At 68.0% G+C, this 17,075-nt stretch carries 18 protein-coding genes; 8 read left to right on the forward strand and 10 right to left on the reverse strand.

The features are described from left to right. The first annotated feature begins 67 nt into the window (after positions 1-67). Entirely contained in the window at positions 68-1,732 is a 1,665-nt protein-coding gene (gene hutU / locus AC07R7_RS03315) for a urocanate hydratase (RefSeq protein ID WP_494634139.1), read from the forward strand. Positions 1,733-1,763: 31 nt separating this feature from the next. Here hutU and AC07R7_RS03320 read toward each other — a convergent pair whose 3' ends face one another. Continuing rightward, positions 1,764-3,317 carry a glycine betaine ABC transporter substrate-binding protein gene (locus AC07R7_RS03320; RefSeq protein WP_494634140.1) on the reverse strand — a complete coding sequence of 518 codons (1,554 nt, stop codon included), beginning with the start codon at positions 3,315-3,317 and terminating at the stop codon, positions 1,764-1,766. Next, a complete protein-coding gene (locus AC07R7_RS03325; RefSeq protein WP_494634141.1) occupies positions 3,310-4,071 on the reverse strand; it encodes an ATP-binding cassette domain-containing protein in 762 nt (253 codons plus the stop codon). The genes AC07R7_RS03320 and AC07R7_RS03325 overlap by 8 nt, the downstream gene beginning before the upstream one ends. Before the next feature lie 153 nt (positions 4,072-4,224). Between AC07R7_RS03325 and AC07R7_RS03330 the strand changes: the two genes are divergently transcribed. Beyond that, positions 4,225-4,395 carry a hypothetical protein gene (locus AC07R7_RS03330; protein ID WP_492835560.1) on the forward strand — a complete coding sequence of 57 codons (171 nt, stop codon included), beginning with the start codon at positions 4,225-4,227 and terminating at the stop codon, positions 4,393-4,395. 138 nt (positions 4,396-4,533) lie between these two features. On the opposite strand, the gene fliE is transcribed toward AC07R7_RS03330, so the two are convergent. From fliE to flgB, 3 genes are read right to left on the reverse strand one after another with little or no spacing between them, the layout of a single operon-like run. Next, positions 4,534-4,845, reverse strand: a complete 312-nt coding sequence (fliE, locus tag AC07R7_RS03335; protein ID WP_492835564.1) for a flagellar hook-basal body complex protein FliE — start codon at positions 4,843-4,845, stop codon at positions 4,534-4,536. Positions 4,846-4,856: 11 nt separating this feature from the next. Beyond that, positions 4,857-5,276, reverse strand: a complete 420-nt coding sequence (gene flgC / locus AC07R7_RS03340; RefSeq protein ID WP_099580657.1) for a flagellar basal body rod protein FlgC — start codon at positions 5,274-5,276, stop codon at positions 4,857-4,859. An 11-nt stretch (positions 5,277-5,287) separates the two neighbouring features. Further along, positions 5,288-5,731 (reverse strand): flagellar basal body rod protein FlgB, encoded by a 444-nt coding sequence (flgB, locus tag AC07R7_RS03345; protein WP_492836085.1) that lies wholly within the window; start codon positions 5,729-5,731, stop codon positions 5,288-5,290. 111 nt (positions 5,732-5,842) lie between these two features. Here flgB and AC07R7_RS03350 point away from each other — a divergent pair, with 111 nt between their 5' ends. Genes AC07R7_RS03350 through AC07R7_RS03365 form a run of 4 tightly spaced genes read left to right on the forward strand, consistent with a single transcriptional unit; the run spans position 5,843 to position 8,561 of the window. Beyond that, on the forward strand, positions 5,843-6,151 hold the full coding sequence (locus tag AC07R7_RS03350; RefSeq protein WP_494634273.1) for a FliO/MopB family protein: 309 nt from the start codon (positions 5,843-5,845) through the stop codon (positions 6,149-6,151). Then, a complete protein-coding gene (gene fliP, locus AC07R7_RS03355) occupies positions 6,151-6,951 on the forward strand; it encodes a flagellar type III secretion system pore protein FliP (RefSeq protein ID WP_492882855.1) in 801 nt (266 codons plus the stop codon). The genes AC07R7_RS03350 and fliP overlap by 1 nt, the downstream gene beginning before the upstream one ends. Positions 6,952-6,977: 26 nt before the next feature. Beyond that, positions 6,978-7,889, forward strand: coding sequence for a ribokinase (locus AC07R7_RS03360; RefSeq protein ID WP_492882853.1), 912 nt, complete (start codon positions 6,978-6,980; stop codon positions 7,887-7,889). A 36-nt stretch (positions 7,890-7,925) separates the two neighbouring features. Beyond that, the gene (locus tag AC07R7_RS03365; RefSeq protein WP_494634142.1) at positions 7,926-8,561 is read left to right on the forward strand and encodes a glutathione S-transferase family protein; all 636 of its coding nucleotides are present in this window, start codon (positions 7,926-7,928) and stop codon (positions 8,559-8,561) included. Between the two features lie 28 nt (positions 8,562-8,589). On the opposite strand, the gene mopJ is transcribed toward AC07R7_RS03365, so the two are convergent. The 5 genes from mopJ to AC07R7_RS03390 all read right to left on the reverse strand — a co-directional run bounded on the left by mopJ (position 8,590) and on the right by AC07R7_RS03390 (position 13,653). Next, a complete protein-coding gene (gene mopJ, locus AC07R7_RS03370; protein ID WP_492836089.1) occupies positions 8,590-9,084 on the reverse strand; it encodes a motility/cell cycle regulatory protein MopJ in 495 nt (164 codons plus the stop codon). A gap of 197 nt (positions 9,085-9,281) precedes the next feature. Continuing rightward, a complete protein-coding gene (locus AC07R7_RS03375; RefSeq protein ID WP_492882849.1) occupies positions 9,282-9,701 on the reverse strand; it encodes a Ros/MucR family transcriptional regulator in 420 nt (139 codons plus the stop codon). 230 nt (positions 9,702-9,931) lie between these two features. Next, positions 9,932-11,152 carry a DUF2336 domain-containing protein gene (locus tag AC07R7_RS03380; RefSeq protein WP_492882847.1) on the reverse strand — a complete coding sequence of 407 codons (1,221 nt, stop codon included), beginning with the start codon at positions 11,150-11,152 and terminating at the stop codon, positions 9,932-9,934. A 70-nt stretch (positions 11,153-11,222) separates the two neighbouring features. Then, entirely contained in the window at positions 11,223-12,107 is an 885-nt protein-coding gene (locus AC07R7_RS03385; RefSeq protein ID WP_494634143.1) for a crotonase/enoyl-CoA hydratase family protein, read from the reverse strand. A 211-nt stretch (positions 12,108-12,318) separates the two neighbouring features. Next, positions 12,319-13,653, reverse strand: a complete 1,335-nt coding sequence (locus AC07R7_RS03390; RefSeq protein WP_494634144.1) for a cytochrome P450 — start codon at positions 13,651-13,653, stop codon at positions 12,319-12,321. A 178-nt stretch (positions 13,654-13,831) separates the two neighbouring features. On the opposite strand from AC07R7_RS03390, the gene AC07R7_RS03395 reads away from it, so the two are divergent. Further along, positions 13,832-15,499: a GMC family oxidoreductase gene (locus AC07R7_RS03395; RefSeq protein WP_494634145.1), complete on the forward strand. Its 1,668-nt coding sequence runs from the start codon at positions 13,832-13,834 to the stop codon at positions 15,497-15,499. Positions 15,500-15,517: 18 nt separating this feature from the next. Beyond that, entirely contained in the window at positions 15,518-17,056 is a 1,539-nt protein-coding gene (locus tag AC07R7_RS03400) for an acyl-CoA synthetase (RefSeq protein ID WP_494634146.1), read from the forward strand. Positions 17,057-17,075: the final 19 nt, after the last annotated feature.

Consider the following 17,075-nt stretch of genomic DNA (forward strand, 5'->3'; position numbering starts at 1 on the left):
TCAGAGCCTGAATTCGTCCTCATCCTGAGCCTGTCGAAGGACGAGGACGGTTCCGCCGAGGATACCAATGACCCGCCGCGACAACACCCGCGTCATCCGCCCCGCCACGGGGACCGAACTTTCCGCCAAGTCCTGGCTGACCGAAGCCCCGCTGCGGATGCTGATGAACAACCTGCATCCCGACGTCGCCGAGCGGCCGGAGGAACTGGTGGTCTATGGCGGCATCGGCCGCGCCGCCCGAGACTGGGAGAGTTACGACAAGATCGTCGAGACCCTGCGCCGGCTCGAGGACGACGAAACCCTGCTGATCCAGTCCGGCAAGCCGGTCGGCGTCTTCCGCACCCATACCGACGCGCCGCGGGTGCTGATCGCCAACTCCAACCTGGTGCCGCGCTGGGCCACCTGGGAGCACTTCAACGAACTCGATAGGAAGGGCCTGGCCATGTACGGCCAGATGACCGCTGGCTCGTGGATCTATATCGGCGCCCAGGGCATCGTGCAGGGCACCTATGAGACCTTCGTCGAGATGGGCCGCCAGCACCATGCGGGCGATCTGTCGGGCAAGTGGCTGCTGACGGCGGGCCTGGGCGGCATGGGCGGGGCCCAACCCCTGGCGGCGGTGATGGCCGGCGCTTCGTGCCTGGCCATCGAGCGACAGCCCTCGCGGATCGAGATGCGGCTGCGCACCGGCTATCTCGACAAGTCCACCGACAGCGTCGACGAGGCCCTGGCCTGGATCGAAGAGTCCCGCGCCACCAGGACCCCGATCTCGGTCGGCCTGCTGGGCAACGCCGCCGAACTCCTGCCGGAGCTCTTCAAGCGCGGCGTGCGCCCCGACCTGCTGACCGACCAGACCAGCGCCCACGACCCGGTCAATGGCTACATTCCGGCCGGCTGGAGCCTGGACCAGTGGCACGACGCCCGCGAACGCGATCCGGCCAGCGTCGACAAGGCCGCCCGCGCCTCGATGGCCGTCCATGTTCGGGCGATGCTGGACTTCCAGGCCGCCGGCGTCCCGACCGTCGACTACGGCAACAACATCCGCCAGATGGCGCTGGAAGAGGGCGTCAAGAACGCCTTCGACTTCCCCGGCTTCGTGCCGGCCTATATCCGCCCGCTGTTCTGCCGGGGGATCGGCCCGTTCCGCTGGGCGGCGCTGTCGGGCGATCCGCAGGACATCGCCAGGACCGACGCCAAGGTCAAGGAACTGATCCCGGACAATCCGCACCTGCACAACTGGCTCGACATGGCCGCCGAGAGGATCAAGTTCCAGGGTCTGCCGGCGCGCATCTGCTGGGTGGGCCTCGGCGATCGTCATCGCCTGGGCCAGGCCTTCAACGAAATGGTCGCCAGCGGCGAGCTGAAGGCCCCGATCGTCATCGGCCGCGACCACCTGGACTCAGGCTCGGTCGCCTCGCCCAACCGCGAGACCGAGGCGATGAAGGACGGCTCGGACGCGGTGTCGGACTGGCCGCTGCTGAACGCCCTGCTCAACACCGCCTCGGGCGCGACCTGGGTGTCGCTGCACCATGGCGGCGGGGTCGGCATGGGCTTCTCGCAGCACGCGGGGATGGTCATCGTCGCCGATGGCACCGAGGCGGCGGCCAAGCGGATCGCGCGGGTGCTGTGGAACGACCCGGCCTCGGGCGTCATGCGCCACGCGGACGCCGGCTACGACATCGCCCTCGATTGCGCGCGGGAGAAGGGCCTGGACCTGCCGGGGATTCTCTAGACCAAACTTGTCATCCCGGCTCATCGCTTCGCTATGGCCGGGATGACAAGAGTTTGGCCGCCTCGGCGGGACTCTTCTTGCCGGTGTCCCGATCCACCGCATAGTTGGCGGCCTGCATCGCCCTGACGTCGATGCTGCCGCCAAGGGGCTCCAAGGCCTCTAGCAGCCGCGGATCCCCCGCCCGCTTCGGCGAGACCAGGATCACCGCATCGTAGGGCGGCAGAGCGCCCTTCGGATCGCCCAGCAGCACCAGGTCGTCGGCCGCGATCCGCCCATCCGACGAGAAGGCCGAGATCACGTCGGCCTCGCGGCTCTCCAGCGCCCGGTACATGAAGGTCGGCTGGAACTGGCGCTTGGCCTTGAAGCTCAGGCCATAGGCCTTGACCACCGCCGCCCATTCCGGCCGCGAGAAGAACTCCAGGTCGCCGCCCATGGTCAGCTGGGGGGCCTTGGTCGCCAGATCGGCCAGGGTCTTCACGCCCAGCTGCTCGGCGCGGTCGCGGCGCATGGCCAGGGCGTAGGCGTTCTCGAAGCCCAGCGGAGCCAACAGCACGACGCCGTCGCGGGCCTTCAACTCGGTCCTCAGGCCGTCCAGCACCGCCTGGCGGCCGGGATTGTCCGTGCGGTTCAGGACGTTGGCCCAGAGCGTGCCGGAATAGTCGACATAGGCGTCGATCTCACCGCTGGCGAGGGCGCGGTAGGCGACGGCCGAACCCAGGTTGACGCGGCGCTGGACGCTGGCGCCCTGGGCCTCCAGCTTGCCGGCCATCAGCTCGGCCAGGATGTACTGCTCGGAGAAATTCTTGGCGCCGATCACATAGGCGGGACGGCCTTGCGACAGCGCCGCGCCGGCCAGGGGCGCGATCGCCGCCAGCAATCCGATCGCCAGGCCCGCGCCGCCGGCCCACAGGCGCTTGGCGTCACGCCGCGCCACGCCGCCTTCGATCAAGCCCAGCAAGCCGTCCACGACCAACGCCAGCCCCGCCGAGGCCGCGCAGCCGACCAGCACCGCGACCCAGTCCTCGGTCTGGAGACCCGAGAAGATGTAGTCGCCCAGCGAGGTCTGACCGACGGGCGTCGAGAGCGTCGCGGCCCCGATCGTCCAGACCGCGGCGGTGCGGACGCCGGCCATGATCACCGGCGCGGCCAGGGGCAGCTCGACACGCCACAGCCTCTGGCGGTCGGTCATGCCGACGCCGCGCGCGGCCTCGACCACGGCCGGGTCGACGCCGGAGACGCCCGCCGCCGCGTTCCGCAGGATCGGCAGCATCGAATAGAGGGTCAGGGCCAGCAGCGACGGTAGAAAGCCCAGGGCCGGGAAGCCATGGCCCAGCACCTTCACCGCGAGCCCGGAGAGCAGCAGCAGGACGGGGTAGAACAGCGCCAGCAGGGCCAGGCTGGGGATGGTCTGGACCAGGCCGGCGGTCGCCAGCGCGATCCACTTCAGGCGCGGACTGCGCGCGGCGGCGATCCCCAGCGGCAAGGCTATGGCCAGGCCAAGGGCCAGGGCCGAGGCCGAGAGCGTGACATGCCAGCCCAGGCGCTCGGGCAGGACGGCGAGAGCCGACGAAAGACGATCAGCCACGGGCAAGCTCCGCGAGACGTTCGGCCTGCCGTCTCGGCGCGGCGATCAGCTCGGCGACGACGGGATCGGGATGGCCCGCCAGCAGCGCCCGAGGCGGCGCCTGGGCCAGCACCTTGCCGCCAGCCATCACCACCACCTCGTCGGCCAGCAGCAAGGCTTCGCCGACGTCGTGGGTGACCATCACCGTGGTCAGCCCCAGCCGTGCGTGCAGCGCCCGGACGTCGTCGGCCAGGGCCGCGCGGGTCACCGGGTCCAGCGCCCCGAACGGTTCGTCCATCAGCAGGATCGAGGGGCGCGCGGCGAGCGCCCGCGCCACGCCGACCCGCTGGCGCTGGCCGCCCGACAGCTGCGACGGCGCGCGGCCAGCGATCTCGCGCGGCAGGGCCACGAGGTCGAGGAGTTCATCGGTCCGCGCGACGATCCGATCCGCCGGCCAGCCCAGCAGCTCGGGCGTGACGCCGATGTTCTGGCCCACGGTCATGTGGGGAAAGAGGCCGATCTCCTGGAAGACATAGCCGATGCCCCGCCGCAGTTCCGGCCCCGGCCGGCCGGCGATGTCCGCGCCGTCCAGCAACACCCGGCCGCTCGATGGCGTCGAGAGACCGTTCACCAGCTTCAGCAATGTCGTCTTGCCCGCGCCCGAGCCGCCGACCAGCGCGACGAAACGGCCCTTGGCGACGCTCAGCGAGGTCGACGCCAGCACCGTCTGGCCGCTGTACGTCTTGCTGACCTGGTCGAGGACGATGGCGGCCATGCGGGCTCCGGACGGCGGGTGCAGAATCAACGGTTCACCGCTCTCAAGCGTTGTCTCAAAGCCCCGGGTGCGACAAGGCGGCGCGCGACAGGTCGCCGGGTTCGCGAAGGCCGAGTCAATCTCGACCATGGGGTCATGGTTAAGGAGCCCCTCATGACCGTTGCGTCTCAAGCCCGTCCGTTCGATCCGCGTCCTGTCCGCCGGCCCGCCAAGGGGTCTGGCCGTCAGTGGCCGCTGGGTTTCGCGGTTCTGCTGGCCTCGGTGTTGAACGCCATCGTCTGGGGCGGCCTGTTCACGGTCGCCAAGGCGTTCCTGCACCTCTGAGTTTGTTCAGTAAGCGTAGCGTTTCCATCTTCTCCCCCGAAACAAACTGGGCCGCGTCCTCCCCGGACGCGGCCCTTCTTTTGTCGCTCACAACAACCACGGCGGTTAGGGGAAGGCGGAGTTTACGACGCAGACGCCTTAGATCGGCATCCGCATGATCTCTTGATAGGCCGAGATCACCTGATCCCGCACGGCCATCACCGTCTCCAGGCTGGCCTCGGCCGAGCTGATGGCGGTGACGACGTCGACCAGTTCGGCCTTGCCGGCGACCTGGTCGGCGATCTTGGTTTCGGCGACCTTGGAGGTCTTGGCCGCGCCTTCCATGGCCGACTTCAGCATGTCGCCGAAGTCCATGCCCTTCTTGTCGGAGCCGCCGATCGACCCGATCGAGCCGACGCCCATCGCGCTTTGCGAAGCATAGGCCTTGGCGGCGGCGAGCGCGGTGATCATGGCCTAGCCCCTTACTTCTTGAGGATGTCGAGGGTGCGCGATTCCATCGACCGCGCGGTCTCGATCACGTTGAGGTTGGCTTCGTAGGCGCGCTGCGCCTCCTTCATGTCCAGCGCCTCGACCAGCGTGTTGACGTTGGGCAGCTTGACGTAGCCCTTGGCGTCGGCGGCCGGGTTGCCGGGTTCGTACTCGGTCTTGAACTCGCTCTGGTCGGGGTCGACGCGCAGCATCTGCACGCCCTCGGCGCCCTGGACCTTGGTCGGCTTGAACACCGGCACCTGGCGGCGGTAGGGATCGCCGCCGGCGGTGCGCGCGGTGGAGTTGGCGTTGGCGATGTTCTCGGCGATGACCCGCATGCGCCCCTGCTGGGCGCGAAGGGCCGAGGAGGCCACGGCCATGGTCGCCAGCGAATTGGATTTGATCTCGGGCATCGCTTAGTCCCCTAGCCGTTCGGCTTGCGCGCGGCCTGGCGCAGCATGTTCATGGACTTCTGGTAGAAGCTGATCGCCGCGTCGTAGTTCATCCGCGCGTCGGTCATCTTGAGCATCTGGTCCTCGAGCGACACGGCGTTGCCGTCGAGGGTGACTTCCGAATCGACGCCCGCCGTCGACCGCCAGGCGCTCGGCGCGTTCGACGGAGCCATGTGGGCGGCCGAGGTCTCCATCATCTGGACGCCCGAGGTCGGCGCGGCGCGCCCGCCGCGATAGACCGAGCCCGACCCCTGGTTCATCAGCGAGGCCTGAAAGCTGTAGGCCTTGAGATCACGCGGGCGGTAGCCGGGCGTGTCGGCGTTGGCGACGTTCTGGGCGACAAGCTTCTGGCGCTCGGTCAGATAACCGAGGCGGCTCTTGAGCATGCCGAAAAGAGGAATGTCGTCCGGACCCATGACGATCATGGTGAAGAAACAGGGTTAATTCGGCATTAAGAACCCTCAGGCACACCAGTGTCGTGGGCCTGTTCCGCCTGCGCCAAGTTGTCTCGCTTTTGGGCGGCCATGATCGACATCATCGAGTTCATTCGCGCCCTCGCCGCCCTGGCCGTCACCCTGGGCCTGATCGGCCTCGCCGCCTGGGCCATGCGCAAGTACGGCCCGGACGCCATCGGCCGCGTGATCGCCGCCCGGCAAGACCGCCGCCTGAGGATCGTCGAGAGCCTGGCCCTCGACCCCACCCGCCGCCTGGTGGTGGTCAGCCTGGACGGCGAGGAGCGCATGGTCCTGCTGGGCGACGGCAAGCTGCTGGACTGGATTCCGCAACCTCGCCCCGCCGTCGAAGTCCCCGCCCCCGCCTCGGAGCCCGTGGCCTGATGATCCGCGACCTGATCAAGACCGTGACGGGCGCCCGGCCGGAGGATCTCCGCCGCGCCGCGATCATCTCGGTGCTGGCCGCCATCGCCTTCGGCGTCATGCCGGCCGCGGCCATGGCCCAGTCGGCCGTGAATATCAATCTGGGCACCGGCGCGGGCCTGACCGACCGGGTCGTCCAGCTGGTCGGCCTGATGACGGTGCTGTCCCTGGCCCCGTCGATCGTGATCATGACCACCTCGTTCGTGCGGATCGTGGTGGTGCTGGGCCTGCTGCGCACGGCCATCGGCATTCAGCAGAGCCCGCCCAACCCGGTGATCATCAGCCTGGCCCTGTTCCTGACCGCCATCGTCATGGGCCCGACCTTCGAGAAGTCCTACGACGCCGGCATCAAGCCGCTGCTGGACCACCAGATCGAACTGCCGGAAGCCTTCGACCAGGCCAGCGGTCCGGTGAAGCAGTTCATGCTGAAGCAGGTCGGCCGCGAGGACCTGGCCCTGTTCGTCCGCCTGTCCAAGGTTCCGCAGACCAAGAACGTCCAGGACCTGCCGATGAAGGTGGTGACGCCGGCCTTCATGATCTCCGAGCTGAAGCGTGCGTTCGAGATCGGCTTCCTGCTGTTCATCCCGTTTCTGGTCATCGACCTGGTGGTGGCGAGCGTGCTGATGAGCATGGGCATGATGATGCTGCCGCCGGCGACCATAAGCCTGCCCTTCAAACTGATCTTCTTCGTGCTAGTGGACGGCTGGCGACTCGTGGCGGGCAGTCTCGTGGAGAGCTTCCAACGGGGCGGCGGCGGTTAGGCGCATTTAGCTAGAAGACGTACGACATGACTGTTTTTGTCCTGGGCTCGATCAATCTGGACGCCGTGGCGCGGGTCGACGACCTGCCCAGACCCGGCGAGACCGTGGCGGGCACCTCCCTGGAACTCTTCCTGGGCGGCAAGGGCGCCAACCAGGCGGTCGCCGCCGCGCGCATGGGCGTGGCCACGCGGCTGATGGGGGCCGTGGGCGGCGACGACAGCGGCCTCAGCCTCAAGGCCAAGCTGGCCGGCTATGGCGTGCAGGTCGCCGACGTCATGGCGCTGGAGGGCGTGCCGACCGGCCAGGCCCACGTCTGGGTCGCCAACAACGCCGAGAACATGATCGTCGTCACGGCCGGGGCCAACGCCATGATCACGGCGCAGCAGGTCGCCGCCACGGCGATCGAGGGCCAGCGTGTGCTGCTCTGCCAGCTGGAGACCCCGCCCGTGGCCATCGAGGCCCTGTTCCGCCTCGGCGCGGCCAAGGGCGCGCTGCGGGTGCTGAACGCCGCGCCGGCCCTGCCGCAGGGCGCGGCCCTGTTTCCGCTGACCGACATCCTGATCGTCAACCAGACCGAGCTGGCCAGCTACGCCAAGCTGGACCGCGAGCCGATGCGCCTGGAGGAGGTGTCGGTGGCGGCCCGCAAGCTGATGAGCCGCCCGGATCAGACGATCATCGTCACCCTGGGATCCGCCGGCGTCGCCGCCGTGCGCCGCGACGAGGCGTTCTTGGTCGAGGGCAAGAAGGTCAAGGCCGTCGACACCGTCGGGGCCGGCGACTGCTTCTGCGGCAGCCTGTGCGCGGCCCTGGCTTCGGGCATGGACCTGCGCGAGGCCGTCGAGCTGGCCAACGCCGCCGCGGCTTTGTCGGTGCAGAAGGCCGGCGCGGCGCCGTCGATGCCGTCCCGGCGCGAGGTCGAGGCGTTTTTGGAGGGGTGAGACCCTCTGATTGCCGAAGCTGATAGGAGCCCGCGCATGGAGTTGATCAGCCTTCCGGTATCGCCCTTCGCGGCCCGAGTCCGCATCGCGATCTACGCCAAGGGCCTGCCGATCGACCTGGTCCCGCCGCCGGCGGACTGGCGCGAAAGCCGCCGCTTTCGGGACCTCAGCCCGACCGGTCGCATCCCGGTCCTGCTCGACGACCGCGGCCCGATCTGGGAGTCGGCGGTCCTGCTCGACTATCTGGAGGAACGGTTTCCAGAAGCGCCGTCTTTAATGCCGGTCGACGCCTTCGACCGGGCGATGGCCAGACTCCTGGTGCGGCACGTCGACCTGTACCTGATGCCGCCGATGGTGGTTCTCGCCCGGCCTGGCGTCGAAGACGCCAACGCCCGTCGGGCCGTCGAGGACCTGCTGGACGGCGTCGCCATGCTCGATGGGCTGCTGAAAGGGCCGCGATACGCCCTGTGCGATCGCCTCACGATCGCCGACTGCGCCCTCGCGCCCGCCCTCTTCGCCATCCGCGTGACGGCCGAACGCCTCGGGATGGACCTGGTCGAAGCCGGTTCGCTCACCGAGACCTATAGCCGGCTTTCAGGGCGGGATCCCCATGTGGGACGGGTGATCGAGGAGATGGAGGAGGGCTTGCGCCACCTGGTTCGGCTCGGCTAGCCGCCCCGGCTCCGTCGAAGCCCGGGCCTCAGGCCGCCCGGATGCCCGAGAAGCCCTCGGACTGGGAACCGACCACGGCGTCGTAGCCGAGGATCATGTCGACATCCTTGCCGTTGCTGGCCAGCGGCAGGCGCAGCCACAGGATCGACATGTGCGGGGCGCCGCGCCAGGCCAGGCTGTGGACGCCGACGCCGGGGCGGCGCTCGTCGACCACCTTGTCCAGTTCCTTGCGCCAGTAGTCGAAGGCGTCCTTGTTGTAGACGTCGCCGATCATCCGGCCGGTGATCTCGCGGCCATAGACGCCATAGAGGCCGGTGCCGGCCAGGCGCAGGCGATAGTCGCGGGGCTGGTTGACCACGTCGATCAACGACACCGTCGGCAGCAGCCGCTTCATGCTCGTGGGATGCAGGTCGACGCGCGCGGGGAGCCTCGCCCCCCGACGGAGGGACGCCCAGTAGGCGAACATCTCCTGGTGAGCGCGGGCCGCCGTGGCGGATGCGCTCAGTTGCGCGGACATCTTCAGAGTCCTTAACAAGTCGTTGGAATCACTTCGATTCACTATCGCTTAAGGAACGAATCGGCGGCAAGCGAAAAACATGTCGCGCGACAAGATTCCCGCGGAGAGTCAATCACCAACGAACACGCCCGCCGTCCGGGTTCGGACGACGGGCGTGATGATCTTCAGTTTGGCCCCAAGGCCAAGCTCTTGTTCGGACTCGGCTATTTCGTCTTGCGGGCGGGTTTGCGACCGCCCTGGCCCAGGCCCATCTGCTTGGCCAGGTTCGAACGCGCCTCGGCGTAGTTCGGCGCCACCATCGGGTAATCCTTGGGCAGGTTCCACTTCGCCCGGTACTCTTCCGGCGTCATGTCGTACTTGGTGCGCAGGTGGCGCTTCAGCGATTTGAACTTCCGGCCGTCTTCCAGGCAGATCAGGAAGTCGGGCGTGATCGACTTCTTGACGGCGACCGCGGGCTCCTTCGGAGCGGGGGCGGGCTCGGCCGCCGGCGAACCGACGGTGGCGAGGGCGCCGTGAACCTGCTGGATCAGCGCGGGAAGGTCGGCCGTGGCGACCACATTGTTGCCGACATAGGCCGAAACAATGCCCGCGGTCATCTCGATCAGGTCGGATTGATCTTCCATCATAGCCTCGCCAGTCGACAAATCTTTTTGTTGATGTCTCTGATTCCAAGATCAGTCGAGGGACGCATACAAAGATTGCAGACGCCCGGCAATACGGTCTCTACAAAGAGATCGCACGTAGTCTTCCAGTGTTCGTGAGATGGACATAACCGGCTAGAGGTTGTGTCCCGCATTTTGAGTTCCTGAACGACGTCCAGCGAACATATTGAGATACCGAAGATATCCCGAAACTAACGACCGAAGTCGCGGGACAGGGCCAGCATCGCCGCGCGCTGCGGCGCCGAGTATTCGTCCACGGCGGCTTCGTCGCCCTCGCGGATAGCCTTCAGCAGGGCCGGCGTCAGGGCCGAGGTCAGCGACCAGTTCCAGTAGCGCAGCACCGTCTGGGCGCGATCGACGGCGATGGTGTCATAGACGGTCAGCACCCGCTCCAGGGCTTGATCGGTCTGGCCGCTGTCATCGACTTCCTGGCGGCGCAGCCCACGCCACAACTGGCGCACGCAAGCGCGCGGCAGGCCGGTGGCCTTGCAAAGGATGGCCAGCGGCTCGCCGCCCGGATCGGTGAAGATCTTGGCGCCGGTCATCGGCTTCAGGCCCGAAAGATAAGAGATCTCCTCGGCGATCTCGCGGGTGATGCCGGTCTCGCCGGCCGCCACCGCCTCGTCCAGGCTGCCGTAGGGGCTCTTGGCGATGGCGGCGCGGTTGCGCTGGCGGCGCTCGATGAACTGCAGCGCCTTGCGCGACAGCGGGTCCTGCCACCCCTCGGCCGAGGCCAGGGCGAAGACGTCGCCCACCGCGTCCTGCAGGATCTCGCGCGACACCGCGAAGCGCTGGAGGATCGTGCGACGCGCCTCGGCGTCGGCCCACCAGAACATCACATAGGCATGGCTGGGCCGCAGCTCGGGCCGGCGCAGCAGCAGCGGGATCAGGTACTGGGCGTCGCGCGTGATGGCGACGATGTTCTCAACGCCCTGGTGGCTGAACTTGACCAGTTCGTTGCGCAGCAGGGTTTCGATGACGGCGGTCTCGCCCATGTCGATCAGCGCGTCGGCCACCACTTCGTTGACCCCGCGCCGCTTGGCGATCAGGCGGCGGTGATCGGTGGTCGACTGGTAGAGGCAGGCGATGAGGTCGGCGTCCGACAGCCGCTCGGCCTCGACCAGCAGGGCGCGGGCCACCGGCAGCTCGTCGCGCATCAGCAGGCGCGCCAGCACGCCTGGGATCTCGACGAGCGTAGCCAGGCGGCGGGCGACCCTCTCGCGCTCGCCGACATTGGCGTCGCGCAGCATCTCGACCAGCAGGTCGGCGGTCATCGAGCGTTCGAAGGCGTTGATCCGGCTGGTCGGCAGGCAGACGACGTCGGCCAGCCGCTTCAACAGCGCCGAGCGCGAGCGCGGCGCGGCCCTCGGGGCCTCCGGCTCGGGAAACGACAGGGACGCGGGCTCGCTCATCGCATCGACAAGATCAGATCGTGCTTAACGGGTCGTGAGCGAGAGCCGCGACAAACTCACCGAAAGTCGCTTAGCGGAACTGGGGCTCCTCCCACTCCGGCCAGATGTCCGGCAGGTCGGTCGAGACCTTGTTGGGATAGACCGGCGCGCGCTTTTCCAGGAACGAGGTCACGCCTTCCTTGGCGTCGCCAGAGGCGCCGCGCGACTGGATGGCCCGGCTGTCGGCCTTGTGAGCCTCCATGGGGTGCGAGGCGCCGGCCATGCGCCACAGCAGCTGCCGGGTCAGGGCGACCGAGACGGGGGCTGTGTTGTCGGCGATCTCGCGCGCCAGGGCGCGGGCGGCGGGCAGCAGATCCTCGGGCGCGTGCAGCGAACGGACGAGGCCCTTTTCCAAGGCTTCCGACGCCGGGAACACACGGCCGGTGTAGCACCACTCCAACGCCGTCTGCAGTCCGACCAGGCGCGGCAGGAACCAGCTCGAAGCGGCTTCCGGATTGATGCCCCGGCGGGCGAAGACGAAGCCGAACTTGGCCTCGGTCGAGGCCAGGCGGATGTCCATCGGCAGCTGCATGGTCACGCCCACCCCGACCGCCGCGCCGTTGATCGCGCCGATGATCGGTTTCAGGCTGTCGTACATCCGCAGGGTCACGCGGCCGCCGCCGTCGCGATAGATGTCGCCAACCTTGCCCTCTTCCCGCTCCAGCGCCTGGGGCGAGGTGCGATCGAAGGTGGCCCCGCCGGCGCCAAGATCGGCCCCGGCGCAGAACGCCCGGCCCGCGCCGGTGATGATCACCACCTTCACGGCGTCGTCGGCGTCGGTGACGTCCAGCACCTCCAGCAGGTCCTTCATCATCCGGGCGGTGAAGGCGTTCATCCGCTCCGGACGGTTCAGGGTGATCGTCGCGATCCCGTCCTCGACGTCGTACAGCAGGGTCTCGAAGGTGGGTTGCGACATGCAGGCTCTCCGCTTTTGGGGGCAGTCAAACATGCGTATGAACTCAGAGCAACGAGGAAGCCCTAACTAAAATCCGATCTCCCCGGCGAAAGCCGGGGCCCAGATTCAGCCTGAGCGGCTGGGGATGATCCGAGATACGCCGCGTCAGCTTGGCAGACGCTCATGGGTTCGATCTGGGCCCCGGCTTTCGCCGGGGAGACGGACGTTTTAGCTACCCCCGCTTCACCCCCAGCTTGCTGATCGCATGCACGAAATTGTTGGGCGCGATCTCGATGTTTCCGGTCCACTTCAGATCCGGGAGGCGGGTCAGGATCTGACGGTAGGCTTCCTCCAGCTGGATCTGGGCCACGCGCTTACCGATGCAGGTGTGGGGGCCATAGCCGAAGGCGATGTGCTTGCTGGCGTTGGGCCGCGTGACGTCCAGCGTGTCGGGCTCGGGGAACATCGCCGGGTCGCGGTTGGCGGCGCCGTAGTACATGACTACCTTCTCGCCCTCGCGGATCAGTTGGCCGTCGACCTCGACATCGCGGGTGGCCGTGCGGCGCATGTAGATCACCGGGCTGACCATGCGGATGAACTCGTCGGCCGCGCCGGGCAGCAGCGACGGATCGTCGATCAGCTTCCGCTTCTGGTCCGGAAACTCGGTCAGCAGCTTCATCGCGCCCGACAGGGTGTTGCGGGTGGTGTCGTTGCCGGCGAACACGATCAACAGCCACGAGCCGTCCAGATATTCGTCGGCCAGCAGGGCGCCGTCGACCTGGGCCCGTGCGATGGCGGTCATCAGGTCTTCCCGCGGGTCTTCGCGACGCCGCTTCAGCATCATGCGGCCGTAGTCGAACATCTCCTCGACACCGGTGTTGAAGTCCTGGACGAACTGCATCAGCTCCAGCGTCGGGGCGACGGGGGCGGCGGCGTTCTGGACGGCCAGGTCCTGGGCGCGCTCGAGATAGTGCATCCACTTGAGGAACCGGGGCCGATCCTCGGGCGGCACGCCCAGGATCTCGCACAGGGTGAACAGCGGCAGGTGCGACGAGAAGTGTTCGACCATGTCGATCTCGGCGCCGTTCGCCAGCAGCGGCTCCATCGCGTCCAGAAGCCGCGTCACCTCGGCCCGCACCCGCTCGGTGAGGCCGCGCAGATAGGCCGGCGTGAAATAGGGCATGTGCTCGCGGCGCAGCTGCAGGTGATGCGGCGCGTCGAGATTGATCATGGTGTCCATCGACGCCCGGAACAGCAGCGCGTGGCGCTTCTCGGGCGAGCCCATCGACATCAGGATGCCGCCGCGCTGGGACGAGAAGGTCTCCGGATCGCCATTGACCCGCTGGACGTCGTCGTATCGCGTCAGAGCCCAGAAGCCGGGGCCATCGAACGGCTCCGGATGCCACATCACCGGCGCCTCGGTCCGCATGCGCGCGAAGTCGGCCCAGGGCTGGCCCTTCGAGAACCGGAAGATGTCGGCGAGGTCCACGCCGGCAAGCGTCGGATAGGCCGGCGGCGCGCCGGGACCCGCCACGCCGTCCACCACTGTCTGGCTGATCAGGTCCATCGCACGCCTCCCGGATGGCGCCCATGTGAACGCCGTTCTTTCGGCGGACGATAGCCCGGAAACAGGTCGAACCAACGGCGCCGCGACGGCAACTTGCGTGATCGCGGATCCTGGGCGCATCCTGCCAACTGAACGCCGATCATGCGCAGACAAGCAGACGGCGACAGGGAGAGAGACGATGACCGGGATCATCGAGGCCGACTACGTCGTCGTGGGCGCGGGCTCGGCCGGCTGCGTGCTGGCGGCGAGGCTGTCCGAGGACGGCAAGTTCAAGGTCGTGCTGCTGGAGGCCGGCGGCGACGACCGCCCGACCAAGAACCTCTCCCAGTTCGCCTCGAACCTGATGATCCACATCCCGGTCGGCTACTCGTCGACGCTGAAGGATCCCAAGGTCAACTGGCTCTACCAGACCGAGCCCGACCCCGGCACCGGCGGCCGCACCCACGTCTGGCCGCGCGGCAAGGTGCTGGGCGGCTCGTCCTCGATCAACGGCCTGCTCTATATCCGCGGCCAGCACGCCGACTATGACGGCTGGCGGCAGCTGGGCTGCGAGGGCTGGGGCTGGGACGACGTCGCCCCCTACTTCCGCCGCGCCGAGCACCAGGAACGCGGCGAAAGCGACTGGCACGCCACGGGCGGACCACTGAACGTCTCGGACGTCACCGAGAAGAACCCGATCTCGAACGCGGTGATCGAGGCCTGCGAACAGGCCGGCATCCCGCGCAACGACGACGTCAACGGCGTCTCCCAGGAGGGCGCGACCTACTACCAGCTGACGGTCAAGAACGGCCAGCGCTGCTCGGCGGCGGTGGCCTATCTGCACCCGGCGATGAACCGTCGCAACCTGCAGGTCGAGACCAACGCCCTGGCCGGCAAGGTGCTGTTCGAGGGCAAGCGCGCGGTCGGCGTCGAGTTCACCCAGAATGGCGTCAGGCGCGTGGCCAAGGCGCGGGGCGAGGTCATCCTGGCCGGCGGGGCGATCAACTCGCCGCAGCTCCTGCAGCTGTCGGGCGTCGGTCCGGCCGAATTGCTGATCCGCAACGGGATCAAGGTCGTCGCCGACCTGCCCGGCGTCGGCGAGAACCTGCAGGACCACTACGTGATGAGCGTGCGCTATAGGCTTAAGGCCGGCGTGGTCTCGGTCAACGAGCAGTCCAAGGGCGGCCGGCTGGCCGGCGAGGCGTTGCGCTACCTCTTCCAGCGCAAGGGCCTTCTGACCCTGTCGGCCGCGCACATCGCCGCGTTCTGCAAGTCGCGTCCGGATCTGGCGGGACCGGATATCCAGTTCCACATCCTTCCCGCGACCATGGACCTGGACAAGCTGGTCAACGAACAGAAGATGGAGCTGGAGAACGCCCCCGGCCTGACCATCGCCCCCTGCCAGCTGCGCCCCGAGAGCCGCGGGCACGTGCGGATCAAGTCGGCCGATCCCAGCGGCTACCCGACCATCTTCGCCAACTACCTGGCCGATCCGCTGGACCAGGAAGTCGCCGTCGCCGGCCTGAAGTGGGCGCGCAAGATCGGCCAGGCCGCCGCGCTGTCGCCCTATGTCGAGAGCGAGATCAATCCCGGGAGCGAGTTCACCACCGACGAGCAGCTGCTGGCCTATGCCCGCCTGTCCGGTTCAACGATCTACCACCCGGTCGGCACCTGCCAGATGGGCCAGGGCGTGATGGCCGTGGTCGACGCCCAGCTGCGCGTGCGCGGGGTCGAGGGCCTGCGGGTCGTCGACGCCTCGGTCATGCCGCGCCTCGTCTCCGGCAACACCAACGCTCCCACGATCATGATCGCCGAAAAGGCCAGCGACATGATCCGCGAGGCGGCCCGCGCGCCCGTCGCCGCCTGAGCCGAAGAGGTCCCGGACATGCACCCCTACCTCCACGCCCAGACCCAAGGCGACAAGCCCGCCTACATCATGGCCGGCTCCGGCGAGGTGGTGACCTACGCCCAGTTGGACCAGCGCTCGAACCAGGGCGCGCACCTGTTCCGGTCGCTGGGCCTGTCGCAAGGCGACGTCATCGCCATCCTGATGGAGAACAACGCCCGCTTCTTCGAGGTCGCCTGGGCGGCGCAGCGGGCGGGGCTGTACTTCGTCTGCGTCTCGACCAAGCTGACCGCGGCCGAGGTCGAATACATCCTCGAGGACTGTGGGGCGAAGGTGTTCATCACCTCCACCGCCATGGGACCGCTGATCGACGAGGTGGCCCGGCTGGTCCCGGACCTGACCTTGTTCACGGTCGGCGGCGCCCAAGGCGCCTATGCCGACTTCGAGGAAGCCCGCGCCCCTGAGCCGACCACGCCGATCGCCGACGAGAGCGCCGGCTCGGACATGCTCTACTCGTCCGGCACCACGGGGCGGCCCAAGGGCGTGAAGCCGGCGCTGAACGGCGGCCCCATCGACGCGCCCAACGCCTTGCAGATGATGGCCCAGGGCCTGTTCGGTTTTTCGGGCGACAGCGTCTACATCTCGCCCGCCCCGCTCTACCACGCCGCCCCGCTGCGCTGGTGCATGACCGTCCACAAGCTGGGCGGCACGGTGATCGTGCTGGAGAAGTTCGATCCCGAGACCGCCCTGGCCCTGATCGAGCGGCACAAGGTCAATTGCGGCCAGTTCGTCCCGACCCACTTCGTGCGGATGCTGAAGCTGCCGGAAGAGGTCCGCGGCAAGTACGACGTGTCGTCGATGAGGTCGGCGGTCCACGCGGCCGCCCCCTGCCCGATCCCGGTCAAGGAGCAGATGATCGCCTGGTGGGGTCCGGTGATCTACGAGTACTACGCCGGCACCGAGGGCAACGGCTTCTGCTGGATCAACTCCGACAACTGGCTGACCCACAAGGGCAGCGTCGGCCAGGCGGTGCTGGGCGAGCTGCGCATCTGCGACGACGCCGGAGACCCCGTCCCGCCCCGCACCGAGGGCGCGGTCTACTTCGCCAACGGCCCGGCGGTGAACTATCACAACGCCCCGGAGAAGACCGCCGAGAGCTACAACAAGCACGGCTGGACGACGCTGGGCGACGTCGGCTGGGCGGACGAGGAGGGCTTCCTCTACCTGACCGACCGCAAGAGCTTCATGATCATCTCGGGCGGGGTGAACATCTATCCGCAGGAGATCGAGAACCTGCTGATCACCCACCCCAAGGTCGCCGACGCCGCCGTGGTCGGAGCGCCCTGCGAGGAGATGGGCGAGCAGGTCGTGGCGGTCATCCAACCCATGGACCACGCCGAGGATCAGGCGGCTCTCGCCGCCGAACTGATGGCCTTCGCCCGCGCCAACCTCAGCCACGTGAAGTCGCCCAGGCGGATCGACTTCATGGCCGAACTGCCCCGGCACCCGACGGGCAAGCTGTACAAGCGCCTGATCCGCGACGCGTACTGGGGCAAGGGCGAGAGCCGGATCGTCTAGGTCTCGGGAAAGTTATACG

Source organism: Caulobacter sp. GW821-FHT05F04 (assembly GCF_059419665.1).

Excerpts from the sequence above, each read along its gene's own strand:
- hutU (WP_494634139.1), top strand. The coding sequence starts at position 68 with ATGACCCGCCGCGACAACACCCGCGTCATCCGCCCCGCCACGGGGACC.
- AC07R7_RS03325 (WP_494634141.1), bottom strand. The coding sequence starts at position 4,071 with ATGGCCGCCATCGTCCTCGACCAGGTCAGCAAGACGTACAGCGGCCAG.
- AC07R7_RS03330 (WP_492835560.1), top strand. The coding sequence starts at position 4,225 with ATGACCGTTGCGTCTCAAGCCCGTCCGTTCGATCCGCGTCCTGTCCGC.
- fliE (WP_492835564.1), bottom strand. The coding sequence starts at position 4,845 with ATGATCACCGCGCTCGCCGCCGCCAAGGCCTATGCTTCGCAAAGCGCG.
- flgC (WP_099580657.1), bottom strand. The coding sequence starts at position 5,276 with ATGCCCGAGATCAAATCCAATTCGCTGGCGACCATGGCCGTGGCCTCC.
- flgB (WP_492836085.1), bottom strand. The coding sequence starts at position 5,731 with ATGGGTCCGGACGACATTCCTCTTTTCGGCATGCTCAAGAGCCGCCTC.
- fliP (WP_492882855.1), top strand. The coding sequence starts at position 6,151 with ATGATCCGCGACCTGATCAAGACCGTGACGGGCGCCCGGCCGGAGGAT.
- AC07R7_RS03360 (WP_492882853.1), top strand. The coding sequence starts at position 6,978 with ATGACTGTTTTTGTCCTGGGCTCGATCAATCTGGACGCCGTGGCGCGG.
- AC07R7_RS03365 (WP_494634142.1), top strand. The coding sequence starts at position 7,926 with ATGGAGTTGATCAGCCTTCCGGTATCGCCCTTCGCGGCCCGAGTCCGC.
- AC07R7_RS03375 (WP_492882849.1), bottom strand. The coding sequence starts at position 9,701 with ATGGAAGATCAATCCGACCTGATCGAGATGACCGCGGGCATTGTTTCG.
- AC07R7_RS03380 (WP_492882847.1), bottom strand. The coding sequence starts at position 11,152 with ATGAGCGAGCCCGCGTCCCTGTCGTTTCCCGAGCCGGAGGCCCCGAGG.
- AC07R7_RS03385 (WP_494634143.1), bottom strand. The coding sequence starts at position 12,107 with ATGTCGCAACCCACCTTCGAGACCCTGCTGTACGACGTCGAGGACGGG.
- AC07R7_RS03390 (WP_494634144.1), bottom strand. The coding sequence starts at position 13,653 with ATGGACCTGATCAGCCAGACAGTGGTGGACGGCGTGGCGGGTCCCGGC.
- AC07R7_RS03395 (WP_494634145.1), top strand. The coding sequence starts at position 13,832 with ATGACCGGGATCATCGAGGCCGACTACGTCGTCGTGGGCGCGGGCTCG.
- AC07R7_RS03400 (WP_494634146.1), top strand. The coding sequence starts at position 15,518 with ATGCACCCCTACCTCCACGCCCAGACCCAAGGCGACAAGCCCGCCTAC.